The organism is Candidatus Endolissoclinum faulkneri L5 (genome assembly GCF_000510265.1).
Lineage (GTDB): Bacteria > Pseudomonadota > Alphaproteobacteria > Thalassobaculales > Thalassobaculaceae > Thalassobaculum > Thalassobaculum faulkneri_A.
Window position 1 is genome coordinate 1,466,511 of the sequence record NZ_CP006745.1, and the last position, 20,983, is coordinate 1,487,493.

Consider the following 20,983-nt stretch of genomic DNA (forward strand, 5'->3'; position numbering starts at 1 on the left):
TGAATTATAATAATACCTAACACCAATGCAGGTTCAATCTTCAATTGCTATCCTCTACAATCACCAAAATAGACTAACTAGTACTCGAGTAGAAAAATTTTAGCGTAACCTGCAATGCTAATTTAAAAATTATCTGCACCGTACAAATCAAATACTTAAGCAAGTAATTAGCAAGAATATTTAGGAATAAGCGTATAATCATTCGAGAAAGTTTTAGCCAAAAGCCTGATAAAAAATAATAAGCAAAAAAAAAGAAGCTACTCTGTGTTGAATTTGCTAATAAATTTTTTTCTAAACGAGTTAGAAACAGTGTTTATTTCATAATACAGAAAGATTAATGATCAACCATCAAATCGAAAAACTTGATGGGAATCAAAGTGATTCTAATTCTCTATTAAATCTTAGTTAAGTTAATCAAATTAAAATCACTTTTAGGCTTTAGTAATTAGTAAAACATAAAATTTTTACGTAAAAAATCGACTAACGTATCGAGGTACTACGTTAAAAGATTTTGTCAATATGTTTACTTAAGGATAAATTTTTAAATAAGCATTAATATAGATTTAAAAATATTCTACTTTAGAAGTAACTAGTGTATAACTCTCTTCTATTGTCTTAGAAGAAAACAATTTTGAAGTTCCTAAAAATACTGCACCTTGAGATATTAACTAGATTGGCTTAGACAATACCGATAAGCGATATCTACCCAAAACGCTCATACCTGAACTAGTCTTAAGATAAATTAATCGATTATCTAAATAAATTATTAATATAAACTTATAATGTCTAACGCTAGTTCATGGCAGACAATCATTATTGTGGTTTGACGTCATCAAACTTAAAAATTTTTCCTAAAATTAATGAAATGGAATGTAAATTTACTAGTGAATCGCTGTAATTTTTCGTTTGTTGATTCGTTATTTTTTTTCTAAATGCTCTAAAAGGTTAATTCTGTTTTCTATACACTTAATAAAATTTTCTAATTTATTGTTAATATATTTACGATACTGCAAAACATAAAAAGTCTGTAATAATTATGTTATTAAATCAAGCGAAGGCAATAGTAGGCAAAAAATTATCTCAGATTAATCTACAATTAAAAAATTTAGACTTAGATATCAGCCCAGCAGACAAATTAATAGACTTATCTCAAACTAGCAAAATTTACTATTTGTGAATTACTATATCTACTGTTTTTTAAATAAAAAAAGAATAAAATTAATGAGCATATATTTTTAATGACAAAATATTAAAAGCTAACTAAGATTAAAATAATTATTGAGATTATTCTTAAGGAATTGTATTTAACTACAACCTAATATCTTAAATAACGCATAATGTAACATATTGATTAAATATGATTAAAATATCATCTTATACCACAATCAATCCACACCAATACTCGTAAAAGTCTTTGCACATAATATCAAAAGCTTTTCCTTAGGTCTATAGATCCTTGTACAGTGTCAATACTATAAATACAATACATCCTATACTCTAACGCTGCATTGATTTAAAATCATCAATCAACTTACAAATAATATTTTCTTTAAAAGATCATGTAGAATGGAAAGCAACATCAAAAATTACAACCCTATCCACTAAAAACAACAAATGTAATCCAAGAATAGCTAAAAAGAAACACAAAGAGCTTCTCTCCTAAAAGAGAAGCCATCGGCGGTATATAGATCCAAATAAAAAGCTAAAATTAACCGATCACTTAGCATACAAGCTAAGCACAATCAAAGAAACATGTCTAATTATTATTTTTCTCAGCATCTTTAAGGACTGTGTAATGCGAAGTATCTAGATCAACACTAATCGCGCTAGAAAGTCCTCTTTTTCTAGAAACTGATGAAGAAGTATCAGGCCAACATCGACGAAGATCAAATATAGTAGTAGGCAAGTGTACCTTTCGAGCATCAGTGCCTGCAAAAGCGTAATTCCAGTTAATGCGATCTCCTGCAAGAAATCCTCTAGCTAAATTATGCCAAGATGTGGAACCTGATACTGTATTACCCGTAGATAAATCACGTAACAACGTGATTAAATCCACGATCTTTTCAACTACAAAAGCTGCACGAAAGCGCATTGTTTTTCTTCCAAGTGCCAAAGTTAAAGCAAGATTACCAAGTGAAACTGTGCAATCAGGATCCTCCAGCCAATCAGCAAGTTGAAAACGATAAGCTTGTAACGAAAATTGTGTAGCTGCTGACAATACTATTGAAACTGCCCCATGTTGCCAAGATTTTACAGGAGTTTTCTCCCACTCTTCAACTATCACATGAGCATTAGTACCGCCAAAACCAAAAGAGCTAACTCCAGCCCGTCGTGGTATATGATTTAATGCTAACCAAGGTTCCGGCTTGTTAACGGCCCGAAAACGACCGCTTACTAAAGAAGTAATCAGCGGATTAGGTTGATTGATATTTAAAATTGGCAGCAGCACCCGATGTTCTAGAGCTAATACTAATTTGGCAAGACCAGCCACACCAGCTGCTGCTAAAGAATGACCAATAAACGATTTTACCGAAGTAACAGGCCAGCCACCTTGCGGTGCATTCTTGCCATCAAATGCCGATTCTAAAGCCTCCATCTCGATAGGATCTCCAAGTTTAGTACCAGTACCGTGTAGCTCAATTAGGCCAATCGAAGATGGATCAATATCAATATTAGAATAAATTCGCTTCAACAAAGCTACCTGAGCTGCCCCATTAGGAGCGGTAATACCATTGCTTGCACCGTCCTGATTAATAGCAGAAGCACGAATAATAGCGCGAACTGGATCACCATCACGCACTGCATCAGTTAAGCGGCGAAGCACAAATACTCCAACGCCCTCACTTGGAACTAATCCATCAGCATTAGCACCAAGAGTATGGCAACGACCAGTTGGAGACAACATCCCAGCACTAGAAGCAGCAATATAAAATCTTGGGGTATTCATTACAGCAACCCCCCCAGCCAATGCTATCTCGCACCCCCCAGCACGCAAACTTTCAACCGCCTGATGTACAGCAACCAAAGAAGAAGAACACGCTGTATCAATCGATAAAGTAGGACCATTAAGATTTAAGTGATACGCTATACGAGAAGCAGTCATTGAAGCAGTATTGCCTATAAATGTATGAATATCTTCAGTAAGTCCTGATGCACGCAAATATTCTGCATAATCACCAGTAACTGTACCAATAAATACACCAGTTAAAGAACTAGCAAGAGCATCACCGGCACGTCCAGCATCCTCTAGCGCTCGCCAAGCCTCACCCAATAGCAAACGCTGTTGTGGATCCATAACAGTCGCCTCACTAGGTGAAAGACCAAAAAACATAGGATCAAACAAGTCTACATCAGAAAGAAAACCACCATCAGGACAATCAGTATGGCCAGCAGGAGCGGGACTAGATGCTAAAATAGATGCATGGTTCCAACGCGATAGTGGAACCGGTTTTATTTGATCATTTCCATCTTTTAAATTCATCCAAAATGTATCGAGATCAGCGGAGCCTGGAAAACGACCAGACATGCCAATAATAGCAATGGCAAATTCATCTTTAGATATTGGAACAAGATTTGGCGATGAAGCTGATACTGATGCGAATTTAATCGATACACGCTGCAAATCAGCAGGAAAAACTTCAGCTAAATACGAAGCAAGAGCTGCAACAGTCGTATAAGAAAATAAAATTGTAGGCTTCAGTTCAATGCCCAGCTTCTCATTAAGCGAAGTAATTAAGTCAACACTAAGAATAGAATCTGCACCAAAATCGGCGAATGCTCTATCTGGGTGAATCTCGTGGGGTGGTATCTCAAGAGCATCGATCAAAGCTTCAATAATTAAAACCTTAGCTGCATCTATTAAACCAGTAACAGTAGAATCTACAGCTAGCGCATTTCTCCCTTTTTCACCTCGATTAGCATCAAGTCTACGTATTAGCGGATTACTTGACTGAGTTGGTCTTATTAAGGCAAGAGAATCTGTCACGCTAGATCGGTTCTTATTGGTAGGAACTTGTGCGGTAAGCACCCCATGACGAGTACCATCAAGAATAGTTACATCTTCAAAACCAGCTTTTGTAACAGCTTTACGCCAAAGATTCGCATCAAGCAAAGGTGAGTGAGGCAAACGCATATCATTAGCCACCCACCAACCATCTAATAAACCGAAAGTTACCGTTACAAAGTCATGAAGCGCCATCATCTCATAAAGCACTAGGGTTCCACCGGAAGTTAACAATGTTCTCGCATGAGACAAGCTGTCAGCAATAGAAGGGGTAGCATGAATGACATTGGCACCAACAACGACGTTGAATTCACCGCGGAGTGATTCCTCGGGATAACGAGAAATATCAAGCAAACTTGTCTTAAACCATGGCCTTCCAGGGCCAAATTTAGTATCAGCCGCACGACAAAAACCCAAAGACAAGTCTGTAAAACGGTAAGAAGCAACCCCTCCAATAGCATCTAATTTACGGACAAGAGCTGATGTCAAACTACCGGTTCCACCACCAAATTCCAAAACATTACCAAAACTATGTTCGCCCCTTCGCTGTTTAATCAGCGAAGCAACACAAGCTTCTGCTGTCCAGTTATTAAAAGCATCAACCATCAGATTGCCGGCATACATAGGCGAAACAAAATCCAATCCGCCACCGGGAAACAACACATCTGTAGCTAATTTATCGTCGTGGAGCACATCATCATAATTAGCTAAGCAAGCTACCAGCAAATCAATGTGCGAGCGATAGACTGCATTTCTAGCAACCAACGCCTCTTGCTGTGCAAGAATTTCTGAAGTTTCAGGAATACGCTTATTCACCTTAAACCCGCTAGAAGATACAGTTAAAAAACTATCGCGCACCAACATGTCAATCAAGGCACTAACAAGCCTATTATGTCGAGCGGCAGGTTTAATCATATTTTCTAAATCACTCAACAAACAATGAGTACCTAATTCACCCAAAACACTACGATCAACTAACCAACGTGCAACAGTAGACCGAGCAATGTAATCAAGTATATCATACTCCTCATTTGCTTTAGTGAGGTTAGTATCAGATCTTATATCAGATTCTTTAAATCCTAGATTATCTCTTATATCAGATTCTTTAAATCCTAGATTATCTCTTATATCAGATTCTTTAAATCCTAGATTATCCATAGTCTCCTTAGTGGCCTTTAGCACAAGCACTTGTCCTGCGGCACTTTTAGTTGCTGCGGATAACGCTCGATCTACAGCATCCAAACCTTCTTCAGTCGTTAGTGGCTTGACTCCGAATCTTTCTAGACGCTGGTGATATTCAGAAGTAGCAACTCGGCCAACATCCCCCCAAAATCCCCAGTTTATCAGCCGAACGGGCCATCCTTCTTTGGCAAGCTTACGACCAATAGCATCCTTAGCAAGACATCCTGCGACATAATTTGCTTGTCCCGGCATAGCCGCAAAAGAATTAGCCGAAGAGAATAACACTAGTGATTCTAATGGATCCTCACGTACCGCTTCAGCAAGAGAAAGCGTGCCAGAGGCTTTTATGGAAAAAGCACGAATAAATGCCTCGTCATCCATGCGCTCCAAAGCTCGATCCTCCATCACAATAGCTGAGTGAATTGCTATATGTATAGGACCAAAAACTTTTCGACCTAGACTTAAAACTTCGCTTATAGCTGCAGCATTAGTCCCATCCGCAGAAAAGTAAACTGCAGATCCTCCAGCTGATTCAATCTGTTCTATCAGTGCGCGGATTTCTGAATTTTCCGGAGAACGTCCCACTAAAGTAAATCGGGAATGCACCCGTTTTGCTAAGCTCTTTGCTAAAGCAGATCCAATACCCCCAGCTCCACCAAGAATCACCACATGTCCGCCTTCACGCCAAACTGGCTTTTTAGGCACCTCAAAAGGCATCCGCTCCAAACGAGCAACCAAACGACCAGTTTCGGTAAGGCGTATTTCACGACCTATCGAATCACCAGGATCACTTAATGCCCCTTTTAATAAAGCATCTGACGGCTCATCAGGAACTTCGATGCAGGCAACTGACCAACTCGGTGCTTCCTTGGCGGCAACTCTAATTAGCCCAGATATAGCGGCAACAGATGGATGCTTTGCTTTGCTTGCAACCAAACGTATGGTCAAAGGTTTAAGCAAACAAGTAGATTTTAAAGCACGAAGCAAACCAAGCATGCCAAGCGGTGGCCTTGTTCCATCGCCCTCTGGACCGACAACAATGACCAATGCACCATCTTCCATAACTAACTGAGCTAATACTTCAGGTATCTCCTTACTAAGTAAACGTTTATTATAAGCCGAGAGACAACTAGACAACAAATCAGCTAATCTTTGGCCTCCAGGTCCAACCACGAGCACTACGCGCTCAGGTAATGAGCTAGCAGGAACAGAAACTGGTCGCCAAACTGGTTTAAAAGCCCAACGACCAATCTCTGTAACCGGAGACACTAATGCAGACTTGTTAGCGCGCCCGGCGGCATCACGAGCTACAAGGCCGGAAATAGAAGCTAATACGCTACCATTCGAAGTGATAATTGATGCATCAAACCGTTCTGTACGATCTTTTGTACCTTTAATTAAACAGCGACGTTGTGCAAATATTTGAGCAGCTTGTTGCCAGGAATCTGCAGCATTAGGCGCTAAATCAATGATTTCCACGCTAAAAGGCACCAAAGTACGTGATTGACCCCTTTTTTGCGGCAAAGTCATTCCGGCGGCAACTTGCAAAGCAGCGTCCAGTAGCGGAGGAGGGAAGGGCCAATCGATATATCTATCAGAAATTACAGAAGTATCTATTGTAGCTACAACAAATTCGTGATCCATTCGCACTGCATCGATCAACCGATAATTGCCCCTATATTCAAGCCCAGTATCCAAAAGTCGATCGTAAAATTCTTTACCATTCAGAAGCTTACCACCTTGCGGTATGCTAGGAGAAATTAATAAGTTAGAAGGAGCAAAATAGCCCTTACAGGCTACACCTTTGCAAGTTTCCAGGACAAATACGTCTCCAGTAATCGAAATTTTAAAATCTAGTCCAGAACCCTCACTCACCAATGCACGCAGCCAAACAACATTACGAACTCCAAAAGCTGCTTTGCCATATACACGTAAAGCAGCCAACACTGACGCGACACCTGGCATAGTAGGCAAACCGCGAACCCGATGTTGGTCAATCAGCGGATCATCCGCAGCAATATGCAAGTGCTTACTCAAAGCTAGATCTCCTAATCGGGAAGAAATTGCGGAATCTTCTAACGAAGAAGAAGCTGAAAATAACGGACCTTTATTCGGGATAGTAATCGGTCGAGCAGCTCCTTCCACCCAATAAGATTGACCAGCAAATGGATAGCCGGGCAGGGCCACTCGTCGACGGCCTAATCCAAGCATTTTTACAATCTCATCAGGTTTAATCGTAGGCGTAGAAGATGGCGATAGAGAGCGCAGTTGTGCAAGCGCATCAACTACATCATCTACATTAATCACACAACGATGATCGAATACCACTCGACCTACTACAAGTGTATAAGCTACATCAGCTAAGAAAGCTCGTCCATCAAGCTCATTCATAGCCATCGCTTCAACTCGGTCAGCTAAGCGTGAAGCAATTACCGATAATCGATCGGAATCTCGTGCACTTAAAAACAACGGAATCAAACCAGTAGGCGCAGCAGCTCTAGTAGCAGACACCGGCGCTTGCTCAATAACCAAATGAGCGTTTGAACCGCCAGCTCCAAATGAGCTAATCCCTCCACGCCGAGGCTGTAATTTACCAGCAGAATCAAATCTGCATGGCCAAGAGCGCAGTGTAGTCACAACTTCTAGCTTTTGACCGATAAAATCAATACGTTTACTTAAATTTTCCGCACCTAAGCTAGGAACAACTTCCCCTGCTTCAATTTCCATAATTAGCTTGCTCAAACCAGCAATACCAGCAGCAGATTCTAGATGACCAATATTACCCTTAACCGATCCAATTAAAATGGTTTCTTGCCTATCCTTCATTGCATCTGCTAGAGCATTGGCTTCGATAGGATCTCCAAGATCAGTACCAGTTCCATGACACTCAACATGGGCAATGCTAGCAGGATCAATCCTGGCCTGAGCCAAGGCAGCCTCAATCACACGACGCTGAGCATTTGGATTAGGTACAGTATAACCGGAAGTGCGTCCTCCAGCGTCAATCGCAGAGCCCAGAATTATCGATCGAATTGGATCACCATCGGCAAGCGCACGATCAAGTGGCTTCAAGACTATTGCACCAATACCCTCTCCCTGTATTGTCCCATCAGCACCGTCAGCAAATGGTCGGCAGAGATCACTTGGCGACAACATCCCAATTCGAGCTAATTCCAAGGACTGCAGGGGATGTAAGATAAGGTTCACGCCGCCCACAACAACCACACCACAGTCACCTTTTGTCAAAGCAGCACACGCTAAATGTACTGCAGTAAGTGAAGCAGAACAAGCAGTATCCACAGCCATGCTAACACCGGTTAAGTCCAGATGATAACTTAAACGATTGGCTATAGACCAATGTCCATTTTGCACTACCTTTCCAGAAGCGGTAGCAGGCAATCCAACGAGCCTATAAGGCTGGTTCATCGCACCAACAATAACACCAACATCGCCAACAGTACCATTTCCAGCGGAACGTTTTAATTCAGCAGGAGTGTAACCCGCCTCTTCAATGGCTTGCCAAGCAACTTCAAGAAATAGTCGATGCTGCGGATCCATTAACTTAGCTTCTTTCGGCGCAATTCCAAAAAACATTGAATCGAAACGATCAACATCAGTTATAAAACCACCTTTACGCACAGTAGTACGATCAAGACGAGAAGAATCAGTAAAATCCTCAACTCGCCAACGTTCAGGTGGCACATCATTCAATGAGCACACTCCTTGTTGCAAATTTTTCCAATAATGGTCAAGATCCGGAGCATCCGGATATCTACCAGCCATACCAATAATCGCAATCGAAGACTGAACAGCAATATCTTTCTGTTTTGCTGTTACAGCAAAAACTGCTTTTTTATTTATGGGTTGCAGAGCAAAATTAGGTTTAGTCAGTGTTGCTATTTCATCTGGAAAAGTATCTAACAAATATCTGCATAGGCTAGCAATGCTTTCCTGTTCGAATAAAATAGTATCACGAAGACGCGGGAATTTTTCCTTCAGACGATTAGTAATGCCAACAGTCAAAAGCGAATCCAGAGCAAAAGACGCTAGCGGGGCTGCTGAATCAATACTCGTACTCTGTACTCCTAAAGCTTCAGCCAGTAACTCACGTACGAGAGTATCAATAATATTAATGGAAGATGTTTCAGATTCTGCAATTGCATCAGCCTCATTCAATGATGTATGCGCCTGGCCGCCTTTCCAAGCAAGCCCAGTAGATGCTGGCATCAATCCAACAAGCTCAGTCCAGTGAGGCTGTGAATTAAAAGGATAGCCGGGTAATCTAACCCTTTGGGCCCCCTTCGGTATAATTTTCAAAATGTTAGTTGGTTTTCCATCAACCCATTCTGCTAGATTTTTTGGTAAATTGCTGCTGGAGCCATGCCCACGAAGCCAGTCAATAGCTTCTTCTCTCGTCATAACGACCGATGCTCTTCTAACTGGTAATGATGCGCGACCAGCCAATAAAGTAAAGGAGACATCATCCAATCGAAGTAGAGGATCGTAGTCTAAAGCATCAGCTATTCGTTGACCAAGAATTGCTAATTGATCGGGATTCATTGCTGATAAAGCCAATGGAAAGCCAACATGGCTTATAGCTGAACGTACTGGACGCGCTGGTGCCTCTTCTAATATTACATGTACATTGGTACCCCCAAAACCAAAAGAGCTAACTCCAGCAACCCGTTTCTTTTCCTGCTGCAGCCATGGCTCAGCCGAAGCGGCAACCCGAAATGGGGTATCCTCAAACGGAATATCACTGTTTGGGGTTTGAAAGCCCGCAACTGGCGGCAATTTAGCATTTTCCAATGCTAAAATAGCTTTGATTAGTCCGGCAATTCCGCTTGCAGCATTCAGATGTCCAATAGATGCCTTGGCCGAACCAATCACTATACTCCCCACTGGCAATCCAGTAAAAATGCGCGACAAAGCTTTAATTTCTATGGGATCACCCAATTTCGTGCCAGTAGCGTGCGCTTCAATCAAACCTATATCTGCAGGTTTACAACCAGCAACTGCTAAAGCCTCACCAACTGCCAATGCTTGACCATTTACGCTAGGAGCCAAATAATCAGCTTTAATTGCTCCGTCATTATTCGAAGCAGATCCACGAATCACAGCACGAATCGGATCACCGTCAGCAAGAGCACAAGCAAGAGGCTTGAGAACTACCACCCCAGCGCCATTGCCAGGCACAGTACCGTCGGCACGTTCATCAAACACTCGGCAATGTCCACTAGGCGATAGCATCAAACCAGGCACATGACGATACGCGCCTTGAGGAAATGCTATCGACGCGCCTCCGGCTATAGCCATGTCGCACTGCCCACTAATTAATGCTTCACATGCCATATGAACAGCGAGCAAAGCACTGGAACAAGCTGACTGGACTACCATTGCTGGGCCCAATAAACCAAGCTTGTGCGCAATTCGCGTAGCGGCATAATCCTTTTCCTGGGCAGTAAGATCAAAAACTGCATCTTCTGGCAATCCTTTTTCCGCCGGGAAATAACTAGACTGAGTTAGTCCAATAAATGTTCCGACAAGTAAATCCGCAGTTTGTGGGCCGTAACCAGCTTCTTCCATAGCATTCCAAGCTAGTTCCAGTAAAATCCGCTGCTGAGGATCTAAGCGAGCAGCTCGTCGCGGAGGGATGGCAAATAATTCAGAATCAAAACGATCTACGTCTTGCAAAACACCAAATACCTTGATCGTCGCTGGATCAAGCTCATCAGCAGAACCAAGACCAAAGTCTCTAATAATTTTATCCGGAAGAGAAATTAAGCGGGAGCGACCATCAACTATATCTTGCCAATATCCCGCTGCATTCATCGCTCCAGGAAAACGACAATCAAGCCCGATCACCGCAACAGCAGCTTCATTCATGATCTGGTTGTTATCCGACATGCCGATCCTCAGCTCCATAACAAAAATAAAGAAATAAAAGTTTTATGTTAATCCCCTAAAAATCCTTAAGTATACTTAAGCGGACAAAAACTTAAGCGAGATGCAAAAAAGCAAATTTTACTGCAAAACCAAAATAAAAACCACTACCATAATACATTAGATATTACAATACCATATACATTAATGGATGATATTATAGATTATGAAGATACTCAAGATTAAGAAATTAATAAGATACTCAGTAGATCTCCAAAGATAATTGTAGATCTACAAGATAGATATAGATCTACAAAATATTGATCATTAAGAATCATTCAGAGTAAAGCTAGACCTTCATTAAATTAATTGCAACCTGTTTCCTTAAATCCTACATCTTTAACTTTAAACCTGATTATCGCTTCGATTTGCTTCTATTTCCTAAACATGCTAATACAAACAGCGGGGTAGGCACGCTTATAGTGCAACAAACTATATTGTCAACTAAATTAAAACTATTAAAACTATAAAACAAAGCCTCAGTTACCGATATCAAAACAAGTGAATTAAAAAAAAAGCTTTTAGTACCATGCTGAAATATGCTTGTACGTCAATAAATAGCAACTCTTAATCACTAATATATTCCCGATACTAAATCAATATCCAGATAAATTACTTCAAGTTTTAGAAACTACAAAAATTACTACAACATACTTTAGGGAATAAAAACGCCTTATTACTTACGAAAGCTGTATTTGTAACAAATAGAAATTTGTTGCGTGCATTGATGAAAGTAGCTATAATAAACTTTCACAACAGTAAAGTGTCGATTAAATTAAAGTATTGAATATTTTCTATTATGATGGCATGTGTGCTTTTTAGTTCTTACTATTAAAGTATGACACTTTACATTTTTTGGTTTTGAATATAATAACTTCGTCGAAGAATTGTAGAATATCTTTAAAAATGCAAGTTTTCCCTCTTCAGATTGTTACTGTGCCAACGCTTTTAGATAATTATTGCTATCTGCTGCATGATGAAATATCTGGTTCTACCGCCGTAGTGGATCCAGGCGATGCAGATGCTGTTGAAACTGTTTTGGCTGGACGTCATTGGAAACTAACACATATTTTAAACACACATCACCATCTGGACCATATTAATGGTAATTTAATTTTAAAAAAAAATCACAATGCTATTTTGATAGGACCTAAGGCGGAAATTAGTCGGATTCCAAATCTTGAAATTCCCTTAGTCGAAGGTAGTACCTACGATTTCGCTGGACACATCGTTTCTATTTTGGAAACACCCGGCCACACTATTGGCCATATCTCACTGTATTTTGCAGATAGCCAGGCTTTGTTTACCGGGGATACATTGTTTTCGCTTGGTTGCGGAAAAATGTTTGAAGGCACAGCAAGACAGTTCTTAGATTCCCTGTTCAAGTTAAGCAAGCTGCCGGATTCAACCAAAATTTATTGCGGACACGAATATACGGCATCTAATGCTCGCTTTGCAATTTCAATAGATTACAGTAATGAGGATCTAAAAAAAAGAAGTAAGGAAGTTAATGAATTGTTAGATAACAATCAACCCACAGTACCTTCTCTTCTCAGTATAGAAAAAGCTACCAACCCTTTTTTGCGCATTAAAGATCCAAAAATCGCCCTGGCTATTGGTAAATCAGGCGCTGATCCGGTAGAAATTTTCGCCGAACTACGCATGCTTAAGGATAATTTTTAGAAAACTGTCGGACTATTAGCATTTAAAAAAAATTATCGATCAATAAAAATAATTAACGAACTATTTGGTAATTATTTCTAAATGAACTGTTGATTCAAACACGACGAATATACCTAAAATTTTGAACGCTTCAGTGGGTTGCGTGAGTGAAAATTTTTCATGTTAAGTTGTAGTCATATCATACTAATAGTTTAGGTCATACTAATAGTTTAGGTCATACTAATAGTTTAGGGGAATCTTATAACAACTAAAAATTAAATTAGCATACAGTATAAAGATTATAAAAATACTCTTTACTAGTCATTGATTTAGCTGTGCAGGGATCTTTTGGCAAACAAATTCATTGTATGATCACTATTAACAATTTCTAACTAGTTAATAGCTCTGATTAAAAGTATTACTAAAATTTAAATCAGTCGTATACGGTAAGATTATTAAAGAAAACAGCAAGCATTGCTTTTAGCAAATTTAAATAGCTTCTGTTGCTGGTCAAAAATAAGACCTTAAACAATATTTAGTAATATTAAAGTTTTAGTTGACTCAATCACTTTAACTGCAAATAACTAATACTTCACTAATTATTAGGGAATAGCCGAATATCAATGGATATAAAATAACACCAAACGTAGTCGAGTCGCAAAAATAATTTTTATTGCGTATTCCATTCAGTTCATTAATCAATGCCAGATGTTTGCATTTCATCAAATACAATTAATTTATCTCTTAAAGATACAGTCTTACAGTAGAGACCGGATTACGTTTAAGATTTTTTTAAACTAACCTCCTCAACTAACTAATTCAATTTTTAGTTCAATAATCTTGCAAGCAACTAATGTAAAAACTGTAAACCAATTACGAGAGATAACCATTTGTATCAGGGAACAACTTGCAAAGCGGCAAGCTTGATAGTTTGATATTCTTAAAGAGGGTTTTGTTAAAATTAACACATAGATGTAATCCAGAATTTAGGCCTCATAATAAGCTATGACTATTTAGGTAACGCACAAACAGGCTAATTTAACAAAAAATCTCCTCCGCCATGCTTTATCCCTTACAGGAAAGAAATTTTTTTGAAAAAAATAATTTTCTTATAAATTAGTAGGCTAATGTAAAAATTTTATAGTATTTTATTACAGTATTTTACTTAATATTAGCTTACTTTCCTTAACGAATTAGTAGAATTTACCCTTTAGCAATTGATCAACTGGCTAAAATGCAAAATCAAACAGTTATTAAGATACCAAAAATTACTATCGGTTCATACTAATGAGTATAAGTAAATTGATGAGTATAAGTAAATTGATTTCTTATCGTTAGGGTATGTAATTTTTAGTGCCGATGATACACAACTAAAACAGTTGTTTTTTAAATTAAGATTAATCTTAAAATTTAAATTAAGATTACTCTTTATAAGATTACTCTTAAAATAAAATTTATAGGTCAATGAATTGCTGTAGGAAATACCATTTGGATGTATTTTCTAAGTATATCAAGATAATGAAGTATTTTTCATGAAAATAGCCGGTGAAATTGTTAGTAATCAATTTACTAGTCAACTCAATCAAACTGAAGAGCTTAGTCGACCAATAAGCATATTACCGAGAACATTACTCGATGAACAAAACAAATCAGAACGCATCGCCCGAAGAATAGCTAGGTCTGGACTATGCTCGCGTCGCGAAGCTGAAAATTGGATAGCAAATGGTCGTATCAAGCTAAATGGTGAAATATTAAACACTCCAGCAATTACTGTTACCAAACATTCAGAAATTATGGTTGACGATAAACCACTAGCACAGATTGACCGAACGCGTTTGTGGCTTTATCACAAAGTCCCAGGAACGATAACAACTAACTGTGATCCGCAAGGCAGAAGAACTGTGTTTGATGCAATGCCAAAAGATATGCCAAGAACGATTGCTGTGGGTCGCTTAGACATAAATAGCGAAGGCTTGTTGATACTAACTAACAACGGCTCACTTGCACGTTATTTAGCACTACCATCAACTGGTTTAAAGCGAACATACCGAGCAAGAGTGTTTGGTAAGATCGATAATAATGCGCTAGCTAGACTAAAACAAGGAATTTGTATTGACGGTTTCACCTATAGAGCTTTTAACGTCAATATCGACCGACTATTAAATTGCAATTCTTGGCTAACAATCAACATTAAGGAGGGAAAGAACCGCGAAATCCGACGCGTAATGAAACATTTAGGTCTAAGCGTCAACCGACTGCTAAGAATATCATACGGACCTTTTCGACTTGGGAATATACTACCCGAGCAGACGAAGGAGATAGATACCAAACTTTTAAATAGTTTGCTTAAACTTAAGCTATAAGTAAATCGATAATAATTTTGCTGTGAGCTTAATTTGGTGTAATGATAATCAATATAAAGCGATAAGAATGGTTTAAATTAGTAAAATTCAATAATCTAAATTCTTGCTTTAATTTTTTTAGCTATGCACAAACCGCTAATATTCAATAATACTCTTTGATTATTTTTACCAACAAGATTATCTTGGGTAAATTCAAGTTACTAATTCTGAGACTCATCTCAGTAAAAATAAATAATTTACTAATAATTAAGTTTGTTCTTGATCACCACAATTAGTAAAAAACTTATTAATATTATTAAAAACTTATTATAGACAGCAATAGCATTATCTCAATTTAGGGTATTATAATTTGTAGTTCATTGACTGTTTCACAAACTTACGCTAGAAGTAAAAAATTCTAAGTAAATTTCTGGCTTTCGGTTTATACTCCAGCAACATTTATACTTTTATCTTTTAATTCTTAACTCTGAGAATATTTATGGACTACTCATGCTTAAAGATTAGCTCTTTTATTTTTTATGCAAAAACTTATCAGCAGTCTCGATGAGCAACATGTCAATCAGTTAGAAACTAAAAATAGTTTGCTTTTAGCTACTGAACTCAATAGCAAATAATTATTAATAGCAATACTAAAATTTATTACTGTTTAACCTGTATGCTTTTAACATACACAAGCATATCAATCCCGCTTGATCGGGAAGGGCACGACCTTGGAAACTATGCGTTCACTGCAATCAATAAAGCAACGGCACAGAGGATCAGTGGCGGTGATCGGAAATTTTGATGGTGTACATCTTGGACACCGAGCAGTGATCAATGAGGCTTCAAAGATTGCCTGTAAACTACAGGTTCCACTATCAGTTTTGACCTTTGCTATCCATCCGCGTCAGTTATTTCAGCAAAATATAGATCCGTTTCGACTTAGCACATCTAGGAGTAGAGCCAAGCATCTAGAAAATTTAGGTGTTGATACTCTATTTGAACTGCCATTTGACAAAGAATTTGCACAACTGAGCGCTGAGAACTTTATTGACGAGGTACTGCTAAAGTATCTTGGATTGCGTCATGTTGTAGTTGGATACGATTTTAATTTTGGCTATCGACGACGTGGTACCACAGATATGCTAGCACAACGCGCAACACATAAGGGATTTGGTGTTACAAAGGTAGCTGCGGTACAAAAAAATAATGGTGCGGTTTATTCATCGTCTCGCATACGCCAATGTTTGATAGAGGGTGACCCGCGAGAAGCTGCCTCTTTGCTTGGTGCACCATGGGAAATTACTGCAACTGTTGAAGAGGGAGATAAGCGTGGAAGACTTATAGGCTTTCCCACAGCGAACCTGCGCCTGGGTGAGCTACTATGTCCGCGGTTTGGTGTTTATGCAGTCACAGCTATGCTAACTAGCGGCGAAGAATCTGGAATATGGATGCCAGGAGTTGCTAATATTGGTATTCGTCCGACAGTAAACTATAAAGGTGTAATACTTGAGGTGAACCTATTCGATAAAAAAATCCAACTTTATAGTCGAGATTTACGCGTAGGATTGGTTGATTTTATTCGTCCGGAACAAAAATTTATGGGCATAGATGATTTAACAAAACAAATCAATGCCGATACAGCTCAGGCAAGAAAAATACTAAACCAATATTTTTTTTCGCCTATTACCACTGTTTAACTCGCCTATTACCACTGTTTAACTTATTAGCACTGTTTAAATTGTACAGATATTTGCAATGATCACAAACTACAAAAATACTATTTTTTTGCCGAAAACTGACTTTCCTATGCGTGGCGGATTACCCAAGCTTGAGACCAAAATTCTTGCTTGGTGGAAACAAATCAAACTTGATCAACTTATATGTGAGCTACGTAAAAACTGCGAATCATTTATTTTACATGATGGACCACCTTATGCAAATGGCGATCTTCATATGGGACACGCGCTAAACAAGATTCTAAAAGATTTAGCTAACCGTACCCAACACATGAACGGCAAACGAATTCACTATGTTCCAGGGTGGGATTGCCACGGTATGCCCATTGAATGGAAAATCGAGAAAAGATACAGGGCTAAAGGAATAGATAAAGACACAGTGCCAATAGTTGATTTTCGTCGAGAATGCCGAAAATTTGCTAGCAAATTAATAAATATTCAGCGTGAAAAATTTCAGCGATTAGGCATTACCGGCGACTGGAATAATTACTATTCCACTATGGATTTCAAAGCAGAGGCACAAATCGCTCGAGAAATCGGTAAACTTTTGATGAACGGTAGTCTATACAAAGGTGAAAAACCGGTTATGTGGTCTGTGATTGAAAAGACAGCACTGGCCGAATCAGAAGTTGAATATCAAAATCACACATCAATTACTGCATATTTTCGCTTTTCAGTAATCAAAACAGACAATCCAAAACTAGAAAATACAACTGTTGTTATCTGGACGACCAATCCTTGGACTATACATGGCAATCGTGCAATTGCTTATGGCAACACAATTGACTACGTAATATTCATGCCAATGACCGTTGCCAACAATAGCCTTGCCAAGATAGGCGAGAAATTGGTGGTAGCGCGCTCACTGCTCGATAAGTTTAAAAGCCAAGCAAAAATAGAAGCAATTAATGAATTAGCAATTTTAAAAGGCTCAGAGATTTCAGAAACGATCTGCGCGCATCCACTGTCCGGGCGAGGCTATGAATATGAAGTACCTTTAATTGCCGCCGACTTTGCTACAGAAGATGCCGGCACAGGTTTTGTGCACATTGCGCCTGCCCATGGCCTTGATGATTTTATACTTTGTACAAAAAATGGACTAAAAGTGCCAAAAACTATCGCTAATGACGGCGTATTCTATGATCACGTACCAATCTTTGCTGGGATGAATATACTAAAAGATAATCTAAAAATTTTATCTATCATGCGTGATTACGGTGGCATAATAGCTATTAGTGAAATTCAGCATCCTTATCCTTATTCCTGGCGCTCAAAAACGCCGTTAATTTTCCGAAATACAGTTCAATGGTTTATCTCTATGGAGACTAACGGACTTCGTGATACTGCACTGAGGGAAATTGATAATACTCTTTTTGTACCACCTTCTAGTCGTAGGCGTCTGCGCAAAATGGTTGAAAGTCGACCGGATTGGTGTATTAGTCGACAACGGGCTTGGGGAGTGCCAATCCCTGTCTTCACATCTAAAAAAACTGGGGAACCACTACGTGATCAAGCAATAATTGATAGAATTACTAATACCTTTGAGGCTGAGGGGGCTGATGTTTGGTTTACTAAAGATTGCTCTAAATTACTGGAGCCTGACTACGATCCGAACGATTACGAACAGGTTACTGATATTGCTGACGTTTGGTTAGACAGCGGATCCACTCATGCATTTGTTTTAGAATCCAATGAACCGGCTTGGGCCGATCTAAACTGGCCAGCCCAGCTATACCTAGAAGGTTCTGATCAACATCGTGGATGGTTCCACTCTTCATTGTTAATCGGTTGTAGTACTCGTGGACGAGCACCATACAAAGCGATACTAACCCACGGCTTCCTTAATGACGAACATGGGCGCAAAATGTCTAAGTCGTTAAATAATGGCATAGACCCGCTGCAAGTAATCAGCAAAAGTGGAGCTGATGTTTTACGCGTTTGGGTCGTGAGCTGCGATTTTACAGAGGATCTACGGATTGGCCCATCAATATTAAAACATTCGGTCGATCATTATCGACGCCTACGCAATACGCTACGTTACGTGTTAGGCGCACTTAACGGTTATTCGGAAGCAGAGACTATTCAACCAAATGATATGCCTGATCTAGAACGCTGGGTACTACACAGAATTTACGAAATAGATCTAATAATTCGCCAATGTACTAGAGATTTTAACTACCATAAAATGTTTCTAACTATACAAAATTTTTGCTCAGTTGACCTCTCCGCCTTTTATTTCGATATTCGTAAAGACTCATTATATTGTGATACAAAACGAAGCAAACGTCGTAGAGCAATGCGTACGGTAATGCATACATTATTTGAATGCTTAACCAAGTGGCTGGCACCAATTTGTGTGTTTACTGCTGAAGAAGCCTGGAGATCACGCAATTCGGGAGAATATAATTCTGTTCACTTACAGGAATATCCTGTTATTCCTGTCGAATGGAAAAATGAAACACTAGCGAAAAAATGGCTAAAAATTCGGACAGTCCGCCGCGTAGTAACAGGTGCTCTAGAATTAGAACGAGCAGAGAAACGCATTAAATCTTCTCTTCAGGCGGCACCGATCGTATACATGCCATCTAATGATAAAGCGGCTTTTGATGGGCTTGCTGCAGCAGAAATTTTTATAACTTCTGACGCTATACTAAACGACAGCTTAGGTCCAATAACAGCCTATAGTCTGCCAGAAATACCTGGTATAGCTTGCGAAGCAAATCTATTAGCTAAGGGTAAAAAATGCGAGCGCTGTTGGCGAATTCTACCTGAGGTAGTAGACGATGAACCGATCTGCATACGATGCCAAAATGCGATATACGATTTAGTAAATACTACTGAATGAGTGCATTTAGCATGCATTACCGAATTATTTGTATTATAGGCATAAGTGGTCTAGTAATTGCCGCCGACCAAATCAGCAAATTATTGGTGATGTCGACCTTGTATAATCCCCCTCAGAGAATTACGGTCCTTCCAGGAGTAGATTTTATCCAGGTATGGAATACAGGTGTTAGTTTTGGAATGCTTTCCAGCACTTCTAGTTGGGTAGTATGGATGCTTATCAGCTTAACACTAGTAATATGTTGTTTAATGCTGGTGATAATGATGCAAACAACAAGATTATTCACGATTATTAGTTTAAGTGCAGTAACCGGTGGAGGCATAGGAAATGCTATTGATCGCCTATTATATGGTGCAGTTTTAGATTTTATTGATGTACATTATCGAGAATGGCATTGGCCAGCCTTCAACATTGCAGATTGTGCTATTACTTTAGGTGTCGTTCTATTGATGATTGATTCTGTTAAAACTTATAAATTAAAACATGAAAACTAAAAAAAATATAAAAGCGAAAGATAATGCCTTTAAACATAGCTACTTAGCGCAAAACATCATTAGTGCGGCTGCAGCGATTAGTATATTGTCCATCTTCTTAATCGGTCTTAGCGGTTGTACGCAAATACGAGAAGCTCTTGGATATACCAAAAATTCACCGGACGAATTCCAAGTTGTCTCTCGTCCACCGCTTTCACTTCCGCCAAATTATGAATTGCATCCGCCAATGCCAGAAGAGAACTTACTGACAAATAATATTGCTGAAAGCATTCTTCGCCGCTTAAAATTAGTACCGAATTTTAATAATCAAAAGACAGTGTATTCGATCAACGAAAAAAAAATCCGCCAGCAGCTTGGTCTCGATCAAGCAATCCCGAATATTCGCAAGATTATAGACAATGATCAAAAAACTATGCGTATGAAATAAGACGTCCTAATAGTATACTGATTTATTGGAAAGGGGTTATAATCAAAACATAAGCGTAGAACTACCGATGAATGACAGCCTAAAAAAACAATAATCAGGCTGATTTTTTAGTTGATTTTCTTGTTAATAATAGTGCTACTTATGATTAAAGTATTCAAACCTATAATATTTAATCATTTATTCAGTTTATAAATAAAATTATCATCTAAAGAACGACAATAAATTTAGTGAACTACTATATAGTTATATAGTATTACTTTTTTACAAAAGTAAGCGTTTCTTTATAAGAAAATTTATTAATGATTGCATAATGTTAATTAAAATGATTACGTTTTATATCAACGTG

The 20,983-nt window shown here is 38.7% G+C and carries 8 protein-coding genes; 7 read left to right on the forward strand and 1 reads right to left on the reverse strand.

Annotation, left to right across the window (positions count from 1 at the left end):
* Nucleotides 1-1,756: 1,756 nt before the first annotated feature.
* Nucleotides 1,757-11,110: an SDR family NAD(P)-dependent oxidoreductase gene (locus tag P856_RS03965; RefSeq protein WP_025300872.1), complete on the reverse strand. Its 9,354-nt coding sequence runs from the start codon at nucleotides 11,108-11,110 to the stop codon at nucleotides 1,757-1,759.
* Between the two features lie 954 nt (nucleotides 11,111-12,064).
* Between P856_RS03965 and gloB the strand changes: the two genes are divergently transcribed.
* The 7 genes from gloB (at nucleotide 12,065) to P856_RS03995 (ending at nucleotide 20,637) form a co-directional block, all read left to right on the forward strand.
* On the forward strand, nucleotides 12,065-12,811 hold the full coding sequence (gene gloB / locus P856_RS03970) for a hydroxyacylglutathione hydrolase (protein WP_320409044.1): 747 nt from the start codon (nucleotides 12,065-12,067) through the stop codon (nucleotides 12,809-12,811).
* A 1,511-nt stretch (nucleotides 12,812-14,322) separates the two neighbouring features.
* On the forward strand, nucleotides 14,323-15,153 hold the full coding sequence (locus tag P856_RS03975) for a pseudouridine synthase (RefSeq protein ID WP_025300874.1): 831 nt from the start codon (nucleotides 14,323-14,325) through the stop codon (nucleotides 15,151-15,153).
* Nucleotides 15,154-15,808: 655 nt separating this feature from the next.
* Complete coding sequence (locus tag P856_RS04530; protein WP_264357526.1) at nucleotides 15,809-15,937, forward strand: hypothetical protein; 129 nt, start codon at nucleotides 15,809-15,811, stop codon at nucleotides 15,935-15,937.
* Nucleotides 15,921-16,832 carry a bifunctional riboflavin kinase/FAD synthetase gene (locus P856_RS03980; RefSeq protein ID WP_264357527.1) on the forward strand — a complete coding sequence of 304 codons (912 nt, stop codon included), beginning with the start codon at nucleotides 15,921-15,923 and terminating at the stop codon, nucleotides 16,830-16,832. Before P856_RS04530 ends, P856_RS03980 begins: the two co-directional genes overlap by 17 nt.
* A gap of 58 nt (nucleotides 16,833-16,890) precedes the next feature.
* Nucleotides 16,891-19,716 carry an isoleucine--tRNA ligase gene (ileS, locus tag P856_RS03985; RefSeq protein WP_025300876.1) on the forward strand — a complete coding sequence of 942 codons (2,826 nt, stop codon included), beginning with the start codon at nucleotides 16,891-16,893 and terminating at the stop codon, nucleotides 19,714-19,716.
* A gap of 11 nt (nucleotides 19,717-19,727) precedes the next feature.
* Nucleotides 19,728-20,210 carry a signal peptidase II gene (gene lspA / locus P856_RS03990; protein WP_227028668.1) on the forward strand — a complete coding sequence of 161 codons (483 nt, stop codon included), beginning with the start codon at nucleotides 19,728-19,730 and terminating at the stop codon, nucleotides 20,208-20,210.
* Nucleotides 20,200-20,637 (forward strand): DUF3035 domain-containing protein, encoded by a 438-nt coding sequence (locus P856_RS03995; RefSeq protein ID WP_025300878.1) that lies wholly within the window; start codon nucleotides 20,200-20,202, stop codon nucleotides 20,635-20,637. Before lspA ends, P856_RS03995 begins: the two co-directional genes overlap by 11 nt.
* Nucleotides 20,638-20,983: the final 346 nt, after the last annotated feature.

Bases quoted from the DNA above. Each gene is read 5' to 3' on its own strand.
- lspA (WP_227028668.1), top strand. From the start codon at position 19,728: ATGCATTACCGAATTATTTGTATTATAGGCATAAGTGGTCTAGTAATT.
- P856_RS03975 (WP_025300874.1), top strand. From the start codon at position 14,323: ATGAAAATAGCCGGTGAAATTGTTAGTAATCAATTTACTAGTCAACTC.
- P856_RS04530 (WP_264357526.1), top strand. From the start codon at position 15,809: ATGCTTTTAACATACACAAGCATATCAATCCCGCTTGATCGGGAAGGG.
- P856_RS03965 (WP_025300872.1), bottom strand. From the start codon at position 11,110: ATGGAGCTGAGGATCGGCATGTCGGATAACAACCAGATCATGAATGAA.
- ileS (WP_025300876.1), top strand. From the start codon at position 16,891: ATGATCACAAACTACAAAAATACTATTTTTTTGCCGAAAACTGACTTT.
- P856_RS03995 (WP_025300878.1), top strand. From the start codon at position 20,200: ATGAAAACTAAAAAAAATATAAAAGCGAAAGATAATGCCTTTAAACAT.